The sequence below is a fragment of the Leptolyngbya sp. GGD genome, from assembly GCF_026735145.1.
GTDB classification, from domain to species: Bacteria; Cyanobacteriota; Cyanobacteriia; order Leptolyngbyales; family Leptolyngbyaceae; genus Leptolyngbya; species Leptolyngbya boryana.
Map to the genome: position 1 here is coordinate 375761 of NZ_JAPQKE010000002.1, position 20517 is coordinate 396277.

General features: G+C 46.8%; 18 protein-coding genes. 13 read left to right on the forward strand and 5 right to left on the reverse strand.

Features of this window, described 5'->3' with window-relative positions:
• Nucleotides 1-105: 105 nt before the first annotated feature.
• Nucleotides 106-711, reverse strand: coding sequence for a hypothetical protein (locus OU814_RS10745; RefSeq protein ID WP_017285952.1), 606 nt, complete (start codon nucleotides 709-711; stop codon nucleotides 106-108).
• On the opposite strand from OU814_RS10745, the gene OU814_RS10750 reads away from it, so the two are divergent.
• Nucleotides 686-1198, forward strand: coding sequence for a hypothetical protein (locus tag OU814_RS10750; protein ID WP_144056124.1), 513 nt, complete (start codon nucleotides 686-688; stop codon nucleotides 1196-1198). The genes OU814_RS10745 and OU814_RS10750 overlap by 26 nt on opposite strands.
• Before the next feature lie 173 nt (nucleotides 1199-1371).
• Here OU814_RS10750 and OU814_RS10755 read toward each other — a convergent pair whose 3' ends face one another.
• Entirely contained in the window at nucleotides 1372-3294 is a 1923-nt protein-coding gene (locus OU814_RS10755) for a S9 family peptidase (RefSeq protein WP_017285954.1), read from the reverse strand.
• Between the two features lie 236 nt (nucleotides 3295-3530).
• Here OU814_RS10755 and OU814_RS10760 point away from each other — a divergent pair, with 236 nt between their 5' ends.
• The 5 genes from OU814_RS10760 (at nucleotide 3531) to OU814_RS10780 (ending at nucleotide 8077) form a co-directional block, all read left to right on the forward strand.
• Entirely contained in the window at nucleotides 3531-3851 is a 321-nt protein-coding gene (locus tag OU814_RS10760) for an RNA recognition motif domain-containing protein (protein WP_017285955.1), read from the forward strand.
• A 70-nt stretch (nucleotides 3852-3921) separates the two neighbouring features.
• The gene (locus tag OU814_RS10765) at nucleotides 3922-4224 is read left to right on the forward strand and encodes a hypothetical protein (RefSeq protein WP_017285956.1); all 303 of its coding nucleotides are present in this window, start codon (nucleotides 3922-3924) and stop codon (nucleotides 4222-4224) included.
• A 135-nt stretch (nucleotides 4225-4359) separates the two neighbouring features.
• On the forward strand, nucleotides 4360-5559 hold the full coding sequence (locus tag OU814_RS10770; protein WP_190651493.1) for a saccharopine dehydrogenase family protein: 1200 nt from the start codon (nucleotides 4360-4362) through the stop codon (nucleotides 5557-5559).
• A 3-nt stretch (nucleotides 5560-5562) separates the two neighbouring features.
• A complete protein-coding gene (gene nspC, locus OU814_RS10775) occupies nucleotides 5563-6702 on the forward strand; it encodes a carboxynorspermidine decarboxylase (protein ID WP_017285958.1) in 1140 nt (379 codons plus the stop codon).
• Between the two features lie 361 nt (nucleotides 6703-7063).
• Complete coding sequence (locus OU814_RS10780; protein WP_268182659.1) at nucleotides 7064-8077, forward strand: methyltransferase; 1014 nt, start codon at nucleotides 7064-7066, stop codon at nucleotides 8075-8077.
• Nucleotides 8078-8146: 69 nt separating this feature from the next.
• Here the strand turns inward: OU814_RS10780 and OU814_RS10785 are convergent, their stop codons facing one another.
• Nucleotides 8147-8761, reverse strand: coding sequence for a TetR/AcrR family transcriptional regulator (locus OU814_RS10785; protein WP_268182661.1), 615 nt, complete (start codon nucleotides 8759-8761; stop codon nucleotides 8147-8149).
• 119 nt (nucleotides 8762-8880) lie between these two features.
• Between OU814_RS10785 and OU814_RS10790 the strand changes: the two genes are divergently transcribed.
• The 4 genes from OU814_RS10790 (at nucleotide 8881) to OU814_RS10805 (ending at nucleotide 14592) form a co-directional block, all read left to right on the forward strand.
• On the forward strand, nucleotides 8881-10155 hold the full coding sequence (locus OU814_RS10790; protein WP_268182663.1) for a glycosyltransferase: 1275 nt from the start codon (nucleotides 8881-8883) through the stop codon (nucleotides 10153-10155).
• Between the two features lie 100 nt (nucleotides 10156-10255).
• Nucleotides 10256-10789, forward strand: a complete 534-nt coding sequence (locus OU814_RS10795) for a GNAT family N-acetyltransferase (protein ID WP_268182665.1) — start codon at nucleotides 10256-10258, stop codon at nucleotides 10787-10789.
• A 667-nt stretch (nucleotides 10790-11456) separates the two neighbouring features.
• Nucleotides 11457-12866 carry an alpha-amylase family glycosyl hydrolase gene (locus tag OU814_RS10800; RefSeq protein ID WP_268182667.1) on the forward strand — a complete coding sequence of 470 codons (1410 nt, stop codon included), beginning with the start codon at nucleotides 11457-11459 and terminating at the stop codon, nucleotides 12864-12866.
• A 457-nt stretch (nucleotides 12867-13323) separates the two neighbouring features.
• Nucleotides 13324-14592, forward strand: a complete 1269-nt coding sequence (locus tag OU814_RS10805; protein ID WP_268182669.1) for a glycosyltransferase — start codon at nucleotides 13324-13326, stop codon at nucleotides 14590-14592.
• An 84-nt stretch (nucleotides 14593-14676) separates the two neighbouring features.
• Here the strand turns inward: OU814_RS10805 and OU814_RS10810 are convergent, their stop codons facing one another.
• Nucleotides 14677-15459 carry a pantothenate kinase gene (locus OU814_RS10810; RefSeq protein WP_268182671.1) on the reverse strand — a complete coding sequence of 261 codons (783 nt, stop codon included), beginning with the start codon at nucleotides 15457-15459 and terminating at the stop codon, nucleotides 14677-14679.
• A 115-nt stretch (nucleotides 15460-15574) separates the two neighbouring features.
• Between OU814_RS10810 and OU814_RS10815 the strand changes: the two genes are divergently transcribed.
• The 3 genes from OU814_RS10815 to OU814_RS10825 all read left to right on the forward strand — a co-directional run bounded on the left by OU814_RS10815 (nucleotide 15575) and on the right by OU814_RS10825 (nucleotide 20201).
• Nucleotides 15575-17311, forward strand: coding sequence for a diflavin flavoprotein (locus OU814_RS10815; protein WP_017285965.1), 1737 nt, complete (start codon nucleotides 15575-15577; stop codon nucleotides 17309-17311).
• A 126-nt stretch (nucleotides 17312-17437) separates the two neighbouring features.
• On the forward strand, nucleotides 17438-19159 hold the full coding sequence (locus OU814_RS10820) for a diflavin flavoprotein (RefSeq protein ID WP_017285966.1): 1722 nt from the start codon (nucleotides 17438-17440) through the stop codon (nucleotides 19157-19159).
• Between the two features lie 94 nt (nucleotides 19160-19253).
• Complete coding sequence (locus OU814_RS10825) at nucleotides 19254-20201, forward strand: glycosyltransferase family 2 protein (protein WP_268182675.1); 948 nt, start codon at nucleotides 19254-19256, stop codon at nucleotides 20199-20201.
• Here the strand turns inward: OU814_RS10825 and OU814_RS10830 are convergent.
• On the reverse strand, nucleotides 20198-20464 hold the full coding sequence (locus OU814_RS10830; RefSeq protein WP_017285968.1) for a DUF3143 domain-containing protein: 267 nt from the start codon (nucleotides 20462-20464) through the stop codon (nucleotides 20198-20200). The two genes, OU814_RS10825 and OU814_RS10830, sit on opposite strands and share 4 nt — an antisense overlap.
• Between the last annotated feature and the right edge of the window lie 53 nt (nucleotides 20465-20517).

Here is a 20517-nt window from a genome sequence, read left to right on the forward strand (position 1 = left end):
TGCCAATCTATTATCTGTCTCCCGATTGGTTGAGCCATTTACACATCCTTCGGTACGGTTCGCTTAGTCTGCCGCTTTCCAATTCATGCGGACATTGCTCGACCTCTAGATGTCAGCTGTGTGAATCATCCAGGTGCGTCCTGAATACGAAAGAAGATTTAGCCCCTCTAGCAAATTTCGGAGATCTAACGTGAGCAAACGGAAACAGATTGCTGCTTTTGGTATAGCTGCTGCTGTCTTAGCAGGGTATGCGGTTCCAACGATCGCTGAATCGGTGAAGAAGCCTTCTAACACTGAGTCTGCAACTCCTACGGTAAACCAGACCAGCACGCCTTCAATGACTCCGATCGCAAAGCCGGAAATGCCTTCGATGCCGTCAATCAGTACCACTCCTGCTAATCCAGGTTCAACCCCAGTTATGCCGACCTCGGCTCCTTCGACGATGACTCCTGCATCGACTCCGACCTCCATGCCAACGATGCCAACAACAGAGAAGCCATCTGAGAGTAAGCCGACGCTACCCACAGTCGAGAAGCCTGCTGAATCTGCAACCCCCGCGACCACACCTGTCAGCCCAACTTCAATTCCCTCGACTCCTGGCGCAACGACAACGCCTTCGACTCCGGATACAACAACGCCTGCTCCTGATTCATCGACAACGCCTGCTTCTCCAACAAGCGCTCCGATGACTCCGAGTACGCCTTCGACCACACCGGAATCGACAACTACACCGGATACTACGGTTCCCACTATCCCTTCGACCACACCGGATACCACGGTTCCCACTACCCCTTCGACCACACCGGAATCGACAACTACGCCTACTCAGCCAACTGCTCCGGCTGAACAGTCTTCAACTCCTAGCACGCAACCCATGGCAACGACAACTGTGCTAGAAAGCGAAACGATCACGGGTGTGCAGCAAGTGACTTTACCTGAGAGTGCTAACACAGCAGCGAAGTTTACCTTACCGATCCAAATTGCTGTTGTTCAGGAAGCGAGTGTTACTAGCGATACCCCGATTACTGATAAAATGGCGAAAGATTTGCCAGCTTGGGGCGCAGCCGTGAGTGCTTGCCTGAAAGATAAGCCTGCATTCGTGCGTGTGGTTGATGATCAGACTGCACCGTTTATGGTGGGTGGGTCAGAAGGTAAGATTCGCTTGAATGCGAACAATAAGCCTATCTGTGCTAGCTAGTACAATTTTCGGATTTTAGAGTTTGGCGTGTTCAGTCAATCTGTTCACTTTGAAAGCTGACTCGGTATTCATTTGTCTCCGCTAAGACGTTTTGAGGTTCTACTTGATCAGTAGAACCTCATTTCAGTTTGAAATCAGGGTGCAATCCATCTAAGGCTTGGAAACGTTGAACTTTAGAGGTTGTGAATTGCAACAGGTTCGATCGTATCCGCAGGCGTATAGCCAAATACTCGCGAATAGAAGTAAAACTCGCCATCTAATGCGCGTTTGATATTCTCTGCTTTGCGGAATCCATGTTGTTCTCCTTCAAATAGAACATACGCAACAGGTAAGCCTTTCGCTTTCAAAGCATCGACCATCATTTCAGCTTGATTTGGCGGCACAATCCGATCTTCGTCACCTTGGAAAAAGATGACTGGGCAAGACAAGCGATCGACAGCAGTGATCGGAGAGCGATCGTGATACAAATCAGCCCGTTCTGGATATGCTCCAATTAAGCCATCTAAATACCGTGATTCAAATTTGTGCGTATCTTCTGCAAGCGCTTTGAGATCGCTTACGCCATAGTAACTTGCACCTGCTTTGAAAGTATTGCGGAAAGTTAGAGCACACAGCGTTGTATAACCGCCTGCACTTCCCCCTGCAATTACTAAGCGATCTCCATCAACTTTTCCTTGTTCTGCGAGATACTTTGCTCCATTTGCACAGTCAGCCACATCGACAATTCCCCAAGTCCCTTTGAGTCTTTCTCGATAGGCTCGACCATATCCAGTACTGCCTCCATAGTTCACATCAAGGACAGCAAACCCACGGCTCGTCCAGTACTGAATGCCCAAGTTGAATGAAGCAGAAGTTGCAGCCGTTGGGCCTCCATGACTTTTAACTAACATCGGAGGAAGCTCGCCTTCGGGAGCTTGAAAGTCTTTGTTCTTCGGCGCATAGTAAAGCGCATGAGCCGTGAGATTGTTCTCCGTGGGAAACTCGATCGCTTCTGGAATGGACAAATAGCCTGGATCAATCCTGAGTTCACTGGCTCGTCTGAGAGTTTCAAACTGTTGAGTGTTGAAATCGTATTTGACGATCGCGCTCGGTGCAGTCGATGATCCGCCAACAAAAACCGCATGATCTGGACAAACCTGAACACCTGCAATGCTGGTATAGGGAGATTCAAGATTTTTAAGCTCAAGTGTGTTGAGATCCAGACTCGCCAATCTGCTCATCCCATTCTCGGTATAAGCACAAATAATGTTGTTGCCTGCAAATCCATAGGTAGACATGCCAAACACCCAAAGCGGCAATCCAAATTCAGCAGCTTTTTCGCACAGGGCTTCTACAGTTTGAGTCGTTGGATTCCAGCGGTAAAAATTCCACCAGCCTGTACGATCGCTGACGAAAATCAGATTTCCATCCGGCGACCATTCCGGCTGAAAAATCGCTTCTTCTCGTCCCCCTGCAATTTTTTCAGGCGTTGCTAATGTGCCATCCTCTTGAATTTTGGCTGTCCATAACTCGGTTCCATCCCAAGGCATGTCAGGATGATGCCAGCAAATCCAACTCAATCGAGATCCGTCCGGACTTAATCGAGGAAACATGTAGAAATCAGATCCAGCGACTAAGGTAGTTTGAGAGTGATCCTTGAGAGAGATGCTCGCGATCGTATTTTCTGCTTCTCGATCTGCATTTTGATGATCCTCTCGAATGCAAATTAAGCGATCGCGTTTTTTGTCTAAAATCACATCTGCGTAGCGAATCGCAGCTTCGGGAGTTAACGCGATCGGTTCCTCTCCAACCCTCTGCTGATACAAGCGCTGGTCAGCAAAATTTGAGAAATAAACTGTCTCATCAATGATTGTGAACGCCCCACCTCCATATTCATGCACTCGGGTACGAGCGTTAAACGCAGTAGGTGTGACCTCGACTGTCTGACCGTTCTCTGAACGTCGAATAATCACATTCCTTCCGCCCTCGGTCGGGCGCGATTCGCTCCAATAGATTGTTTTTCCATCGAGCTTGATTTGACCTAGCCCAATCGCGCCCGCCACAATCAAATCTGAGCTAATCGGGGACTTCCACGCCCCATAAGATGCAACAGCCATAGCCATCTCCGCGACAACATCGAAACTTCTCAAGTGTAATTGAATCAAACGGTCTGCAATAAAGATTCGTGTTACAGTGAGTAATGAGAGGTATTTAGCTCGGCTGATTCAGTTTGTTTTTCCTAGACAGTGACTCGTTCGTTTTCCATTAAAACTTGCAAGTTTGTTAGCGCTAAAGCAGGCACACCCTCCGATACGATTGCCTCGTTCATTTCTGGTTCTGGAGAATTCTTTCAATGTCGATTTATGTAGGTAACCTGTCCTATGAGGTTACACGCGAGGATTTAACTGAGATCTTCGCAGAATACGGATCTGTTAAGCGCGTTCAGCTTCCCGTTGATCGTGAAACTGGACGGATGCGTGGGTTCGGGTTTGTCGAAATGTCTTCGGATGCCGAAGAGGACGCAGCGATCGAGGCACTCGATGGTGCGGAATGGATGGGTCGCGACATGCGCGTCAACAAGGCGAAGCCCCGTGAAGAATCGGGTAGCGGCGGCGGTGGTCGCAGTGGCGGCGGTCGTGGCGGTCGTAGCGGTGGATTCTCGCAGCGCTATTAATTTGATTCGCTAAAATTTAGGTTCCCCTAATGTGTGTGCATTAGGGGAATTTCTTTTGGATTCAAGACAGATGAGAGCAAGAATTGAGTCGGATATTTTGTATCTGCATCACGAAGATGTCCCGCCCTTCAAAAAAGGTGGGTCAATCGTCCGGAATAGTTACTTTTGGGCATTAAAGTCGATCGCAGGTCGAGCCAAACGAGGACGCGACTGGGAATTTGAGCCGGAAGTTTGGTTTGCATTACAACGAATGCTGTTATCGTTCGCAGAATCCGGATACTTAGGATTGTCTGAGACGCTGTTGGAATTTCCAGAAGTCAGTGAAATTCCAGACGAATTGCGATCGATTTCAACGCGCCTATCAGTGGATTGAATGAAATTTCCAGATTGTGTTGTTGATACATAACGACGAACAAGATCCCGTGTCATAATGATGTGTCCAGAAAATCTAGAAGTATCTAGGGGATCGATAATCGCGGACTTCTAAACGAAGCGCAAAGGAGAAAAAATGGCACGAGTGATGGTCGTTGGCGCAGGCGGGGTTGGCAGAGTAGTGGCTCACAAACTTGCTGCACTGGAAGAATTCGAGGAAATTCTGCTTACCAGCCGAACGGTAGAAAGGTGTAACCAGATTGCAGAAAGTATTTCCAGTAGGCATGTCCAAACCGCGCAAGTCGATGCGGATGATGTCTCTCAAACTGTGGCTCTTTTGAAGTCGTTCCGTCCAGATGTCTTGGTGAATGTGGCATTGCCCTATCAAGATCTGGCGTTGATGGATGCTTGCCTGAATGCAGGTGTGCATTATCTTGACACGGCGAATTACGAGCCTCCAGACAATCCGAAATTCGAGTATAGCTGGCAGTGGGCTTATCAAGACCGCTTTTATGATGCCGGACTAACTGCGATTCTAGGCTGTGGCTTTGATCCAGGTGTGACCGGCATTTTTACTGCTCACGCTCTGAAACATCATTTTGATGAGATTCACGAGCTAGATATCGTCGATTGCAATGCCGGTAGCCATGGCAGAGCATTTGCAACGAATTTCAACCCAGAGATTAATATTCGCGAGATTACTCAGCCGGGACGCTATTTTGAAAAAGGCGCATGGATCACGGTTCCGCCTTTATCAATTCATCGCCCTGTTGATTATCCCCATATCGGCGATCGCGAATCTTACTTGCTCTATCACGAAGAACTCGAATCGCTGGTGAAGCACATTCCGACTTTGAAGCGAGCACGGTTCTGGATGACCTTTTCACAGAGCTATATCAACTACCTTCAGGTGCTAGAAACGCTCGGATTAACCCGAATTGATCCGATCGACTATGAAGGGACACCCGTTGTGCCTCTGAAAATGTTGAAGAAGCTGCTTCCTGATCCGGCTTCTCTAGCAGCAACTTACACTGGGCAAACCTCGATCGGATGTCACATTCGCGGCATCAAAGATGGTCAAGAAAAGACCTACTACATCTACAACAATTGCGATCATGCTGCGGCTTATCAAGAAGTCGGGGCACAAGCAATCTCCTATACCACAGGCGTTCCGGCTGCACTAGGCGCTCTGATGGTCGCGAATGGAACTTGGCAAAAACCAGGTGTGTTCAACGTTGAACAGCTTGATCCTGATCCATTCTTAGCAAAGTTGGGTGACATGGGGCTGCCTTGGCATGAAGTCATCGGTCAACCTTCTCCCTTTGAGGCGATCTAACTGATGGAACAAGTCAATGAGGTCTTGGCGAATATTCCTTCGCCCTGCTTTGTGCTGGAAGAGGCAAAGCTGAGACGCAACCTGCAAATTTTCGAGCGGGTTCAACGAGATGCGCCTGTGAAAGTGTTACTGGCGCTGAAAGGCTTTGCCTTGTTTCATAGCTTTCCGATGATTCGCGAAAGTCTATATGGAGCGTCTGCAAGTTCACTGTGGGAAGCGCAACTGGCATCGGAGTTTTTCGGGGGTGCGCTGTGTGTGTACTCGCCTGCTTATCGGGACGAGGACTTACCGGAGTTACTCGCGTCTGCTTCGCATTTGACGTTCAATTCTTTGAGTCAGTGGGAGCGATCGCTCAAATTCCCGCGCAATGCTTCGATCGGGATTCGGATCAATCCGCTCTTTTCTCCTGTGAAAACTGCGCTCTACAATCCTTGTGTGCCAGGATCACGCTTGGGGGTACTACCTGAGCAATTGGGAGATCGCTTACCGGATGGAATTGAGGGGTTTCTCTCGCATAACCTCTGTGAAAGTGATTCGTTTGCTTTGGAGAAAACGCTGCTCAACATTGAGGAACACTATGGTCATTTACTGCCTCAGTTGAAATGGCTCAATCTTGGGGGCGGACATCTGATGACGCATGAAACCTACGATGTCGATCATGCGATCGCAGTTCTGAAAGCTTTCCATGAGAAGTATCCGAACTTGCAATTGATGCTAGAGCCGGGTTCAGCGATCGCTTGGCAGACAGGCTTTTTACTAAGCTCAGTCTTGGATCTGATTCCAATGCCGAACATGACGCATGTGATGTTAGATGTTTCATTCACAGCACATATGCCAGATTGCTTAGAGATGCCTTATCAGCCAGAGATTACTGGAGCCTCTGTGTTGCCAGAAGGTCAAACTGGGTATCGCTTAGGTGGTGCTAGCTGTTTGGCTGGAGATTTCTTGGGAGATTATCAGTTTGATCGACCTTTAGAGGTTGGCGATCGCTTATTGTTCCAGGACATGATGCACTACACCATGGTTAAAACAACAATGTTTAACGGGGTAACGCATCCATCGATCGGTTGTCTCAAACAAGATGGTTCGTTTGAATTGTGGCGAACGTTTGGGTATGAGGACTATCGATCTCGAATGGGCTAGTTCGTAATTAGGTTAGTTCATAAGATAAGCACTCCAAGTCTTTGAAAGACTTGGAGTGCTTTTGTTAGTAAGCGAGAGGCAATCTTAGCAATCTACTAGTTTTTTGTGAGAGCGCTAAACTTCCGCCGATCGCATGACTTGTTGCAGGGATGAAGCTCCCCAATATTTCATTCATTCTGAGACAGACGAACTTTTTTGAGCGCTAAGCGCTTCGAGAAGAAATCCTTAAATTGTCTGTCTAATCGGCTGTCGAAAGGTATGATTCGGAACAATCGTTCGTCTGTACAAGTTGGGTAAATCTATCGTAAATAGTAAACAAAAATAATATCTGAGCGCGACTTTTGGGTTTTAGGAGAACAGCATGAGTGAACAACCAAGTCCAGAGAAAATCTTGCAAACAGGGCTAGCTTTCTGGGCATCAAAGACGCTGTTGAGTGCTATCGAAATCGACCTATTTACTAAACTGGCAGATGGTGCCAAGCCATTTGACGTAATCAGAGATCTGGTAGGGTTGCACCCACGCTCGGCGCGTGACTTCCTCGATGCGTTAGTCGCGCTTGGCTTCCTGGAACGCACAGGCGATCTCTACTCGAATACGATCGAGACTAATCTATTCCTCGATCGAACCAAGCCATCCTACGTCGGAGGGATACTAGAGATGGCGAATCACCGCTTGTATCCCTTCTGGGGTCATCTAACTGACGCCCTTCGCACTGGGCAACCGCAAAACGAATATCGGACAGGTAATCCTAGCCTGTTTGAAACCCTCTATGCCGACCCAGACCGCTTGAAGGAATTTCTTTCTGCGATGACAGGAGTGAGCCGGGGTTCCAATGTAGCGATCGCACAACGCTTTCCCTGGAAAGACTACCGCACCTTCGTAGATGTAGGCACAGCCCAAGGTGATTTAGCAGTTCAGATCGCAAAAGCAAACCCGCATTTACAGGGTTTCGGATTCGACTTGCCCCAGGTTGCTCCTTTCTTTGAAGAGTACAGCACGACATCAGGGGTAGCAGACCGTCTGTCGTTTGTGCCAGGTGATTTTTTCCAGCACGATCTGCCCAAAGCTGACGTAGTACTGATGGGGCATATTCTGCACGACTGGGATCTACCGACGAAGAAAATGCTGATTGCAAAAGCATTCGATGCTGTTCCATCTGGAGGTGCTCTCGTCGTATATGAAGCACTCATTGATGACGATCGCTCAAAGAATGCCTTTGGTTTGATGATGAGCCTGAACATGCTAATCGAGACACCGGGAGGCTTCGACTACACAGGTGCTGACTGCTCTGGATGGATGAAAGAAGCTGGTTTTTCTCAGATCCGGATTGAGCATTTAGTTGGCCCAGATTCGATGGTGATTGGGATTAAATAGCAGAAAATGACTGCCCAATACTTTTATGTTAAAAGCCATCTGTTGAAGCAACTCTTGAATCTACTCTGGTCACTTTTTGACTAAATATGCTGACAACATCAGCGTTAGTTCTTGTTCCAATTCCCCAGTCTTGAGCAACTCAGGATGATCGATCATCGCCCCATGAATCAAAGCTCGGATCGTGCGCTCAACCATGAAAACTGCTAACTCTAGATTCTTGGGTCGAAGCTGATCAGAGCGTTGTGCGAGAAAGGATTGCAGCAGATTTTCTATCTTTGCCTGATCTAAGCGTTTCATCACTTCACTATGGGGAATCTGTTCATGCAAAACGCGATGAAGCTTAGGATTCACAGCATGAGCCGCCAATGCTGCTTTAATAATTTGTCGCAGCACCTCTGGAATTGTGCGATCGCTGAGTCCTTCTAAATGCTGCTTTGCTAATTGCACCATTTCATTAGCATGCTGCTCCGCTAAAGCAAAAATTAAAGCTTCCTTATTCGGAAAGTATTGGTACAGCGAGCCGATACTCACACCAGCCCGTTCAGCCACCCGATTCGTCGTCAGTTGGTTATACCCGTTTTCCGTCAAAATGTGAGCCGTTGCCGAGAGAATCGCTTCAACAGTGACTTGCGATCGCTCTTGTTTGGGTTGTTTACGTGGGGTTGCAGGAGGCTTAGGAGACATCGGTAGGGCTTCTCGAAATGCGAGTTGTCAGAGGAGTGCGATCGCCCATAAAATTATGAGTAATTACTCACATTTTACAAGCAAGTTCTACAGCAAGCAATGAAAAGAGAGAGTCAATGATGCGAATTATGATTATGGCGATGGGAAGTCGAGGCGATGTTCAGCCCTACGTTGCTTTGGGCAAGGGGCTGAAAACCGCAGGACACAGCGTTCGACTTGCCACGCATGAAAACTTTGAATCGTTAGTCAATTCATATGAGCTAGAGTTCTATCCGCTTAAGGGAAACGTCCAAGCTTTTCTAGAAGACCCCGCGAACCGTCAGTTGCTAGAAACCGGAAATTTTCTGGCAATTAATGCACGTACAGCGAAAGCTTCTCAACGAGCCGCGATCAATTGGGCAGAGGGCGGATTGGTCGCGGCTCAGGGAATGGATCTGCTAGTTGCAGGCGTAGGCGGACTCTTCCTCGGTGTTTCCCTTGCTGAGAAGCTGAAGATCCCGTTGCTTCAGGCATACATCTTTCCTTTTACGCCGACTCAAGCCTTTCCCGCTGTTTTGTTTCCTCAATCTATTGCTAAATTTGGCGGAACTGTCAATCGACTGTCGCATCATGTCTTTCGACAGATCATGTGGCAGGGAGCGCGGACAGGGGATGGATTAGCACGACAACAAGTGCTAGAGTTGCCCGCTGCCCCATTTTGGGGAGATTATCATTCGGTTCATCTTCAGCGTTATCCCATCCTGTATGGGTTAAGTCCATCTGTGATTGCGAAACCCTCGGATTGGCAGAATACTCATATGACTGGCTATTGGTTCTTAGATGAGCCTCCCAATTGGTCTCCATCTCCCGCTTTACTAGAGTTTCTACAAAGTGGTTCTCCCCCTGTGTTTATTGGATTTGGGAGTATGGTGAGTCGAAATCCAGAAAAAACAGCAGATCTAGTCTTACAAGCGATCTCACTTACGGGACAACGTGCTATCTTGCAATCGGGTTGGCGGGGTCTGAGTAAGCGTGATTTGCCAGATACAGTTTTTATGGTGGATTCAATCCCCCATTCTTGGCTTTTTCCACGTGTCGCGGCTGTGGTTCATCATGGGGGTGCAGGGACAACAGCCGCGGGACTCAGAGCAGGGATACCGACCATTGTGATTCCGTTCTTTGGTGATCAGCCTTTTTGGGGACATCGCGTTGCAGAATTAGGCATAGGGACAGCACCGATTCCTCGTAAAGACCTCACTGCTGAAAGATTGGCAAAAGCAATTCAGCAGGTTATGAGTGATTCAGCAATGCGCCAACGTGCTGCCGATCTAGGAGCAAAGATTCAAGCTGAAGATGGAGTTGCTCATGCAGTCGAAATCGTACAAGAGCTAGAAAAGCTCCACACTTTTCTATGACGACACTGGAGAAACCTAGCGCTGAAATTCTGAGTTGAGTCTGCACTGCCCTTGCCTATCTAGTAAGCTGTGAGTTGAGTCTGGAACTTGGGAATGTGCTATGAAACCACCACAAACTCTAGAAACGAAGCGATTATGCTTGAGACAGCCAATACCTGAAGATGCAGGATTGATATTTGAGCAATACGCACAAGACCCAGAGGTAACGAAGTATCTGAGTTGGCAATCTCATCAGTCTATTAGAGAGACCGATGAGTTCATCGATCGATGTATTTCGGTTTGGGCGAATCACTCTGCATTTCCTTATGTACTGATCTGCAAGCAAGATGCCCAACTGATTGGGATGACAGAAATTCGCATCAATCAGTACAAAGCAGATTTAGGATACGTTCTTGCAAGATCAGAATGGGGTAAAGGGTATATGACAGAAGCGATGCAAGCACTGACGAATTGGACATTAGCACAGGATGAGATCTATCGAGTCTGGGCTTTTTGTGATGTTGAAAATCCTGCATCGGCACGAGTGATGGAGAAAGTTGGAATGCAGAGAGAAGGGGTTTTGAAACGATGGTTCATTCACCCGAATATTTCCGAAGAGCCAAGAGATTGTTATTGCTATGCAATTAGTAAGTAAGTTCCAAAAGCAAAATAGTGAGCGATCGTAGCAGTTCAGCAATGCTTTTGAAGCGATCTCTGAACTCAGAAAATTTCCGCCACTCGAATGACTTTTCGCAGGGATGAAGCGACCCAACACTTCCTCGTTTTGGGACAGAGGAACTTCTTCTTGAATTTGATGTTTGTTTTTACTATTCCAAACTGGAGTTTGAAGTCAAGCTAAAACTTCTACAGCTAGTTCACAGCTCTGTTTGAGCAGCAAATAAAGTTTCCTCGCTTCATTGATAGTTCTTTCATCGCCACACAGCAAAATCGTTACTGTTTGGCCTAGTCAGATGAACTTGGATCGCAGACAGACGAGAACTTGCTTTCTTAGAGAAGAAATACTTAAATTTTCCGTCTAATTTGCTGTCGAGGGGTATTATGCGGAAAATTAGCCGATCTAATGTTCCAAAAGCTGGAATTAGGCAGCAACGGTCGCTCTAACTCCCAATCTAGGGTGTTGTACCGACTCTCAACAGCCTAAATCGCTCCACAGGAATGTTATGCCGACTATTTTCGGGCTGTCCAAGTTCGGGTAATTAGACGGTAAAGAGCCAGGCTAAACAATAGTTTGACTGACTCGGCAACAGTGATTTTGAGAAACCTGCTGAATTTGAACTAAAGCCAATGGAGAACATTTAGCTATGTCTTTTAAAAAGTTTAGCTGCATCTTCCTATTTTTAACGATTTTCGATTTTTCTAGCAAAGCATTTGCCGCAGAACAGCCCATCGCGATCTTTCATGCATTTAACCAAAAATACAGTGAGATTGACGACTTCGTTTGTACGCTTGCTAATCAAGGATATTCCCACATACAAATCTCACCCGCACAACAATCGAATCCTAACAACGTTAATTCTGATCCAAATGCCGCTGTAAATGTATGGGCAGGGCGCTACCAGCCTGTTAGCTATAGAGTGATTAACGGATTAGGATCTGAGCAAGACTTAAAAACTCTAACTAATAAGGCCCATAGCTGTAAGATAAAGGTGATTGCTGACGTGGTTTTTAATCACATGGCAAGCATGAATGAATATAGCTCTCTAACTAACTTTCCTGACTTTCCCGATCCCATGGCTAGCGATGTCAGGAAAAATGGATCGACCTACTTTCACAAGCAGTGTAACATCAACTACAATGATGGCAACAGATACACGGAAGTAAATTGTTGGTTGGGAGGTGCTCTTCCTGATCTCAACCAAGACAATTCAACTGTTAAGGAGGTTCAGAAAGCCCATTTGCAGAAGTTGCTAGATTTGGGAATTGATGGCTTCCGGTTTGATGCGGCTAAACATATGTCACCAGAAGTTGTTCAAGAGTACATTAGCTACATCAATCAAGCGAGTAATAATCATGCATGGAATTATCTTGAGGTAATTGAAGATAATGATACGAGTGCAACCAACTATAATTTCATTGCTGCTGTAGAAGACTTTGTTCTCTACAACTCAATGAAAGAAGCATTTACCCTTGGTGGGGATCTGCGATCACTGCGCGTCCCCTTTGCCGTTAATGATTCACGTAGCGTAGTATTTGGGCGAAACCATGACCAGATTAAACGTTTGAATAGTGACGCTTTAGATTCCTACGATGATGAAACAGATTCTTATCTAGCGACAGCCTATGTGTTGGCTAGGCAGGAGGGCACTCCATTAATATTTGGGCCAGACAATTTAGTTCCTTATATTCCTGCTGGAGTCAAGTTCCGTCAGATCATGCATGAGAGAGAGAACCAAGGCCGTAACGTAAAGGCTAATGTTTTACAGACAATCGATAGCCCAACCGTATTAATGATGGAACGGGGTAGTGAAGGATTCTTTATTGTTAACAAGGGATTGGGTAAATTTAATGCTCCGGTTATGGATTTGACGCTCACCAATTTAGAGGGATGCTACAAAGAAATACGAAATAATTTTACTGTCGCAATTGAGAGAAAGGATAATAATAGGAAGTTTGTCACTCGGTGGGGAACGTGGAATCGCGGCGGAATCGAAGTTCAAGGTCGAGATGCACTATACTTCATTCGTGAACCATTTAATCAATGTGCGCAGTAATAGCTTGTAATAGCGGTTCTTGAACTAATGAGGTATACCCAGCTCTTACTAGTAAGGATTTCGCGCTGGAGGATGTACCTCGCTCGGGTAAGAACCGCTATGTAGCTAGTTCCGACACTGCGCTGCAACGGGCAGAATCGAGTCTTGGTGAGAATACTAAAGCTATCCACCGCTGTTGAGCTTCACCATTATGCCGCAAGTCCTCAAGTAGAAGAAATAGTTCGAGAGTCGTTTTGTGATGCATCAGCTTAAGGTAGTTTGAAGTGAACAGTTAAGGTTACAGGTTTGAGTTTATCAGCAGAGTACAATGGATTTCTGCTAGCAACGGTATGGCTAGTCTTGAGGTACTGCACTAGCACTGATAGATCAAAGAACGTATACGGATGATAGACTACCTACTAATCGCGTAGTTCTGCACTGATCTCCCGTGCCTATATTGTCTATGAAAAATCATATTATGGCTATTTCGGTACCCCTCATGGGGCACACCAACCAACTCATAGCATTATCCGAAGAACTTGCACGTAGAGGCTACACAGTCAGCATTGTGATTCATCCAGCGGCAAAGACATGGGTCACCGATCACAATATTCAGTTTATTCCTTGGATAGTTCAATCCGTAACCAGCGATGATGAATACATTGCTCAGCAGAACAAATTTTGGGACAAAATCTCTCAGGAACCTCGTTCCTGGCGCAGTAACCAATTGATGTTAGAAAGAGTCATTACTTTCTACCGTCCCATGTATGAATCGCTTAAAAAACTTCTGTATGAGCATCAGCCGGACTGTCTAATGATCGATCGAGCAGTGGTACCCGCGATAGATCTAGCAATCCAGCAGCAATTGCCATTCATAATTCAGACTCGTTTTTTGGGTAACTTGGTCAAGCCCAGCTCCCATCAACCGCAGTTTGGTACTGATAACCCTGCTCAGATGAACCTATGGCAAAAGTTCTTGAATTTTCTCAGTCCACGGTTGGAAACGTTTTACCTTTTGCCCACAATGCTCAAGTTGAATCAAGTACGTCAGGAGTGTACTAGCCAGAAAGATTTGCCCAGCCCTTGGGACAACCAAACTATGATTGTAGGAACTTCATTTGGTATTGAGCAACAACGTCCACTACCGGCCAAAGTTCATATGGTTGGCCCGATTTTTTCAAGTCGTCAGAAACCTGTAGGCGATTCACTGCGAGAGTGGTTAGAGTCAGACAGAACTGGAGTAATTTACATGGCTTTTGGCACCCTAGCAACCCTCACTGCTTGGCAAGCAAAAGCACTCATAGAAGGGTTAGTGGAAACTGGGCTTAAGGTTCTATGGTCTTTACCGGAAAGCCAACGATCAATTATGCCCAAGTTACTTTCTACCGTTCGAGTTGAATCTTTTGTCCCTCAACCCGCAGTTTTATCTCATCCTAACGTTGTGGTTTTTGTCAGCCATTGCGGCATGAATAGTATTCATGAGTCTCTCTATTATGGCAAACCAATTTTAGCCTTACCTTTCTTCGGAGATCAGCATTACAATGCCGCGCGGCTAGTTGATTTGGGCGTTGCGTTAAAGATCAATAAACGCAATTTTAGTCGCATTGATGTATCCGATAAAGTTCATCAACTGCTGCACAATCAGTGCTATCAGGAAAAGGCTTTACACATGGCTACAAGGCTAAAACAAACTGATGGATTGAATCGAGCCGCACAAATCGTCGAAACAATGCTTAAAGCGACCTAATAGACCAGGGCATGATCAATAGAGCATGGTAAGTAGAGATCGCGGCAATGCAGAGTTTTCGCTCGAAAAAGCTGACCGCATTCTCTAAACCATTTTCTGATGATTCCGAAGCGATCGCATTCCCCAAAACACCAAATCTAAATCAACCTGAACCTGTTCCAACTCCAAGAATTGAGCAATCAAATTTGCATCTCCTCCCGTTAACACGATCGCGCTTTCTCCCACCTGTCGATGCCAATCGGCAATAAAATCTCGGATACCTGCTAAGAGAATGTGCAAAATCCCACTCTCGATCGCGCAAACTGTATTGGTTGCCCAACGATTCGGCAACGTTGCAACTTGCTCGATCGTAGGTAATGCTGCTGTGTGATTTCCTAACGCTTGAAATTGCAACCGCACGCCAGGCGCGATCGCACCTCCAACCAATTGATTGTTCTCATTCGCCCCTGTAAAGGTCAGCGCTGTCCCGCAATCGATTACCAGCACTGGACTCCCATAAACTTGAATTGCACCCCAAAGCGCTAAAGCTCGATCGATACCCAAAGTTGGATAAAGCTGCTGAATCGGAACATCTTGCAATTGAATTGAATACAGTTGAGGATAATCAGACCAGTAATTGGATTGCTTCGCAACAACAGACGCGATCCATAGCTCGCAGTCAATATCATTCCGTGGCTTTGATTGATTAGTAAAATTAATCAGATGTGATATACGATTAGAAGGAAAATAAGGCAATAAATCCTGTGTTTTCTCGACAATATGCGGGGTATCCCATTTTGCTTGAATCTGATCATTTTTGAATACAGCCCAGTGCAGCCGGGAATTGCCGATATTGAGCGCAAGCCATTCACGATCGATTAGATTCATTTATAGGTATCCTTGCTTATTAAAACTTTACAAACTGAGTTATAACGAGAGAGAATTGAAACAGATTAAGAAAATTGTTTTACCGTTAACATATTGTTCGTAGGGAGATTGGTATATGGTCGCTTCTGCTTCTCGCCCCGCTCGATCAAGAGTGCGCCTCACAACTGAAATCGCTGAAATTGCTCCTGAGACAACGACGATCCGCTGTTTAGACTGGGATCGCGATCGCTTCGACATCGAATTCTCACTCGAAAACGGTACAACCTACAACTCTTTTCTGATTAAAGGTGAGAAAGTCGCGCTCGTTGATACCTCTCACGCCAAATTTCAAGAACTCTATTTAGACGCACTGAATGAGTTGATCGATCCGAAGGAAATTGATTATCTCATCATCAGCCACACTGAACCGGATCACAGCGGCTTAGTCCGCGATGTCTTAGCGCTCAACCCTGAGATTACGGTGATTGGGGCAAAGGTGGCGATTCAGTTTTTAGAAGGACTCGTGCATCAGTCTTTCAAGAGCAAGATTGTTAAAAGTGGCGATCGCTTAGATCTCGGCAACGGTCACGAACTCGAATTCGTCTCTGCTCCGAATCTGCATTGGCCTGACACCATTTTTACTTACGACCACAAAACCCAGACGCTTTTTACCTGTGATGCATTTGGGATGCACTTCTGCGACGATCACACCTACGACGAAGATTTAGAAATTCTCGAAGCTGAATTTCGTCTGTACTACGATTGCTTGATGGCTCCGAATGCTCGATCGGTACTTGGTGCCATCAAACGCATCAGCGAATTGCCAGAATTCACCACGATCGCGACTGGTCACGGCCCGCTGCTGCGCTACAACATTGCAGAATTAGTTGGACGCTACAAAGATTGGAGTCAGAGCCAAGCGAAAGCAACCACAACCGTTGGGTTGTTTTATGTTTCCGGGTATGGGTATGGCGATCGCATTGCCCAAGCGATCGCAGCCGGAATCACGAAAACAGGCGTTGCGGTTGAAATGATGGATCTGCGAGTTGCAGAACCTCAAGACGTGCGGGAATTGGTTGAATTATCCAGCGCGGTCGTGCTAGGCATGGCTCCTCAAGTGGGCGAAATTGCAGAAAACGCGCAGGCAGCACTGGGAACTATTCTGGCAGCGGCGAACTCCAAACAGAACTTTGGATTATTTGAAGTCGGGGGCGGAAACGATGAAGCCGTTTACCCGATTCGCAACCAGTTCCGTGAAATTGGATTAACTGAGAAGTTCGAGCCGATCAAGATTGAAGTCGAACCCACCGAAGCAATTTATCAGCTTTGCGAAGAATCTGGAACCGACTTAGGACAATGGCTAACGCGCGATCGCACCGTCAAACAGATGAAAGCGCTCGATACCGAGTTAGATAAAGCCCTCGGTCGGATTAGCGGCGGTTTGTACATCATCACGGCGAAAAAGGGCGACATCTCTAGTGCGATGTTGGCTTCTTGGGTTGCTCAAGCGAGTTCTGAGCCGTTAGGAGTCTCGATCGCGGTTGCCAAAGATCGAGCAATTGAATCGTTCCTGCATGTCGGCGATCGCTTTGTGCTGAATGCGCTCGAAGAGGGCAAGTATCAGACCTTAATGAAGCATTTCCTAAAGCGATTTGCCCCAGGAGCCGATCGCTTTGCTGATGTCGCAAACTATCCCGCGACCAATGGTTCACCAATTCTTGCGGATGCCTTGGCATACATGGAATGCGAAGTCGTCAGCCGAATGGAATGTAGCGATCACTGGATTGTTTACAGCACCGTGACTGCTGGACGAGTTGCGAAAGCAGATTCGCTTACAGCGGTTCATCATCGGAAAGTTGGAAACCACTATTAATTTTAGTGGGGAGTGGGGAGTAGGGAGTAAGTTAGTTTGCGCCTCAGGGTTCAAAGAACAAAAAATTCTTATCGTCTCCCCACTCCCTACCCCCCACTCCCTACCCCCTAACCCTTGATTTGTCCTATGGTTCAACCTCGATCGCGAGATGTCCAAGTTGCCGAAATTGCCCAAAATACGCGCGTCTTACGATCTCGCACTTGGGATCGTCTCAAGTTTGAAGTCGAATACGCGCGACAAAAAGGCACAACCGCGAATAGCTATCTCATTCAGGCTGAGAAAAGTGCCCTGATTGATCCACCCGGAGAATCCTTCACCGATATTTTTCTGAAAGAACTCCACGATCATCAATACTTTCAAAAGCTGGATTACGTGATTCTCGGTCACGTGAACTCCAATCGGATTGAGACTATCAAGCGACTGCTGGAAATTGCGCCACAGATTACGATCGTGTGCTCTAAACCTGCGGTCAATACTCTGAAAGCGGCGTTTCCCAATCAAGAACTCAACCTCTACGCAGTTCGAGGGGAAGAAGTGCTCGATCTCGGAAAAGGGCATGAATTGCAGTTTGCATTTACACCCACTCCACGCTGGGTCGATGGAATCTGCACCTACGATCCAGCGACTCGAATTCTCTATACAGACAAGTTCTTTGGCGCTCACGTTTGCGATGATCCGATCTTCGATGAGAACTGGAAAAAACTCGATGACGATCGACATTACTACTTCGATTGTCTACATGCAGCTCAGTCCAAACAAGTTGAAGATGCGATCGACAAGCTTTCCCGCTTCCGTCCCAAATGGTATGGAGTCGGTCATGGCCCGATTGTTCGCTACAGTCAAAGCCGCCTGAAACTTGAATATCTAGAATGGTGCGAGCAGCAAGAAACTCAAGAACTCTCCGTCGCCCTGCTTTACACTTCCGCCTATGGCAATACCGCAACGGTCGCTCACGCGATCGCGAAAGGCTTAACCGATACTGAAATCAACGTCGAATCAATCAATTGTGAACTCGCTGATCCAGCAGAGATTACAGCCGCGATCGAGCAATGTGATGGCTTTGTCATCGGCTCTCCAACCCTCGGCGGACATGCCCCCACTCAAATGCAAACTGCATTAGGTTTAGTCCTTTCTACTGCCTCTAAGACCAAGATTGCGGGCGTTTTTGGGTCGTATGGTTGGAGTGGAGAAGCGATCGACTTACTTGAAAGTAAACTGCAAGATGCTGGATTTGCCTTTGGATTTGACACCATTCGCGTCAAGTTCAAGCCGACTGAGGAAGACTTACAGCACTGTGAAAAGGCAGGGACAGAATTCGCTCAGGCATTGAAGAAAGCGAAAAAAGCGCGTGCGCCTCGTCAAGTTGTTGCAGAAGTTCAAAGCGATCGTACTGAGCAAGCTTTAGGTCGTGTCATTGGGTCATTATGCGTCATTACCGCAAATCAGGGAGAAACGCCGTTTGGAATTCTCACTTCTTGGGTTTCGCAAGCGACTTTTACACCACCTGGTGTGACGATCGCGGTTCCGAAAGGTCGGGCTGAGGGTGTGCTCGATCAAGCTGAAACGCCGTTTGTTCTGAACATTCTGAGAGAAGGTCGAAATGTCAGACGGAATTTCATCAAGATGACTGCCCCCGGAGAAGATCGCTTTGCTGAATTAAGTACAGAAACTGCGGCAAACGGCTGTGTCGTGTTACTCGATGCACTCGCCTATCTAGAGTGCAAAATCCAAAACCGGATGGACTGCGGCGATCATTGGTTACTGTACGCGACTGTCGAGAATGGCAAAGTCCTCGAAACGACGGGAATGACTGCGATTCAGCATCGTAAGTCTGCGACTGCCTATTAAGGTGGGGAAGTAGGGGAATGGGAAGTCCCCACTCCCTCTGATATTCACGCCCCAATCTTGTCGATATTGAATGGGAACCCACCTCCCTTTCGATATGCCCAAAATTAGCATCTGTATTCCCACGTATAATCGCGCCCACCTTTTGCCGGATGCGATCGACAGTGTTTTTGCACAAACGATTGCCGATTGGGAGTTGATCATCTGTGACGATGGCTCAAAAGATGCCACTCCAGAAGTGTTATCGCGCTATCACGACCCCCGAATTCGATACATCCGGCATTCTCGCAATGTTGGCAAAAGTAACAACATGCGATCGGGCTTTGAAATCGCAACCGGAACGTATTTTATTAAATTCGACGATGACGATCGCTTAACACCTGAGTTCTTAGAGAAAACAAGTGAAATTCTCGATCGCACTTCAACGATAGATTTTGTCGGAACTGATCATTGGATCATCGATTCCAAAGGGCAGAGAGACCATGCTTTTAGCGATCAGAACTCTCACAAATGGGGCAGAACAGAACTATCCGAAGGCATTCCTGACAATCTATTAGCAACGGTCTTCGTCAGACAAAGTTTTCAAATTGGAGCGACGCTGTTTAGAACACAAGCATTGCATGAGGTAGACTACATGCGCCCCAACATTCAAAACTGCGAAGATAATGATTTGTTCGTCAGATTAGCCTTAGAGGGAAAGCAAGGATACTACTTACCTCAACGCCTCATGGAATACCGTGTTCATGCGGAACAGCAAGGCATCGATCGCGCCATTCCTTATCTCAAAGACAAGCTTATCTATCTCAACAATTTTGAATTCCCTGATTCAGGTTTAGAGAAAATTCGGCGATCGCGGCTCGCTGAAACTCAATTGCTGCTTGGATTGCGTCTGATCGAAATCGGCGATACCGAAACCGGACGAAACTTGGTGCGATCGGGCAAGTTTGCTTCAATTTCTAAAGCCTATACGGGTTTAGCCCTGTCGCTCTTGCCCAAATCGATGCGACAAACTGCCTTCCAAGGACTGCGCAAACTCAAGCCCTAAGGACCACCAAATACCGCATCCTCAACATCTTGACGACTGAGCGAATATTTGAACGATCGCTGAATATCACGCCCCTCAATGTTGAGATATCGCACGCTCAGTTGATCGACATCTAACATCAGTTCAGCCTGCCATTTTGGGCGTTCGATCGTCCAGCAGTGAAGTTCCTGGCTATCTTGTTCGCAACCCATATCAGACAGCCATTCTTCGATCGCAGGCAGCGGATGATTGTAAAGCGGAGTGTCGGCAGAAGGTAAAGCCATAGCTAGAGTAATTTCACCTGTAAGGATTTGGGGTATATCTCATTTCTATCAAC

Coding starts and splice junctions, on each gene's coding strand:
- OU814_RS10750 (WP_144056124.1), top strand. CDS start 686: ATGACTCCGAGTACGCCTTCGACCACACCGGAATCGACAACTACACCG.
- OU814_RS10755 (WP_017285954.1), bottom strand. CDS start 3,294: ATGGCTGTTGCATCTTATGGGGCGTGGAAGTCCCCGATTAGCTCAGAT.
- OU814_RS10760 (WP_017285955.1), top strand. CDS start 3,531: ATGTCGATTTATGTAGGTAACCTGTCCTATGAGGTTACACGCGAGGAT.
- OU814_RS10765 (WP_017285956.1), top strand. CDS start 3,922: ATGAGAGCAAGAATTGAGTCGGATATTTTGTATCTGCATCACGAAGAT.
- OU814_RS10770 (WP_190651493.1), top strand. CDS start 4,360: ATGGCACGAGTGATGGTCGTTGGCGCAGGCGGGGTTGGCAGAGTAGTG.
- nspC (WP_017285958.1), top strand. CDS start 5,563: ATGGAACAAGTCAATGAGGTCTTGGCGAATATTCCTTCGCCCTGCTTT.
- OU814_RS10780 (WP_268182659.1), top strand. CDS start 7,064: ATGAGTGAACAACCAAGTCCAGAGAAAATCTTGCAAACAGGGCTAGCT.
- OU814_RS10785 (WP_268182661.1), bottom strand. CDS start 8,761: ATGTCTCCTAAGCCTCCTGCAACCCCACGTAAACAACCCAAACAAGAG.
- OU814_RS10790 (WP_268182663.1), top strand. CDS start 8,881: ATGCGAATTATGATTATGGCGATGGGAAGTCGAGGCGATGTTCAGCCC.
- OU814_RS10795 (WP_268182665.1), top strand. CDS start 10,256: ATGAAACCACCACAAACTCTAGAAACGAAGCGATTATGCTTGAGACAG.
- OU814_RS10800 (WP_268182667.1), top strand. CDS start 11,457: ATGTCTTTTAAAAAGTTTAGCTGCATCTTCCTATTTTTAACGATTTTC.
- OU814_RS10805 (WP_268182669.1), top strand. CDS start 13,324: ATGGCTATTTCGGTACCCCTCATGGGGCACACCAACCAACTCATAGCA.
- OU814_RS10810 (WP_268182671.1), bottom strand. CDS start 15,459: ATGAATCTAATCGATCGTGAATGGCTTGCGCTCAATATCGGCAATTCC.
- OU814_RS10815 (WP_017285965.1), top strand. CDS start 15,575: ATGGTCGCTTCTGCTTCTCGCCCCGCTCGATCAAGAGTGCGCCTCACA.
- OU814_RS10820 (WP_017285966.1), top strand. CDS start 17,438: ATGGTTCAACCTCGATCGCGAGATGTCCAAGTTGCCGAAATTGCCCAA.
- OU814_RS10825 (WP_268182675.1), top strand. CDS start 19,254: ATGCCCAAAATTAGCATCTGTATTCCCACGTATAATCGCGCCCACCTT.
- OU814_RS10830 (WP_017285968.1), bottom strand. CDS start 20,464: ATGGCTTTACCTTCTGCCGACACTCCGCTTTACAATCATCCGCTGCCT.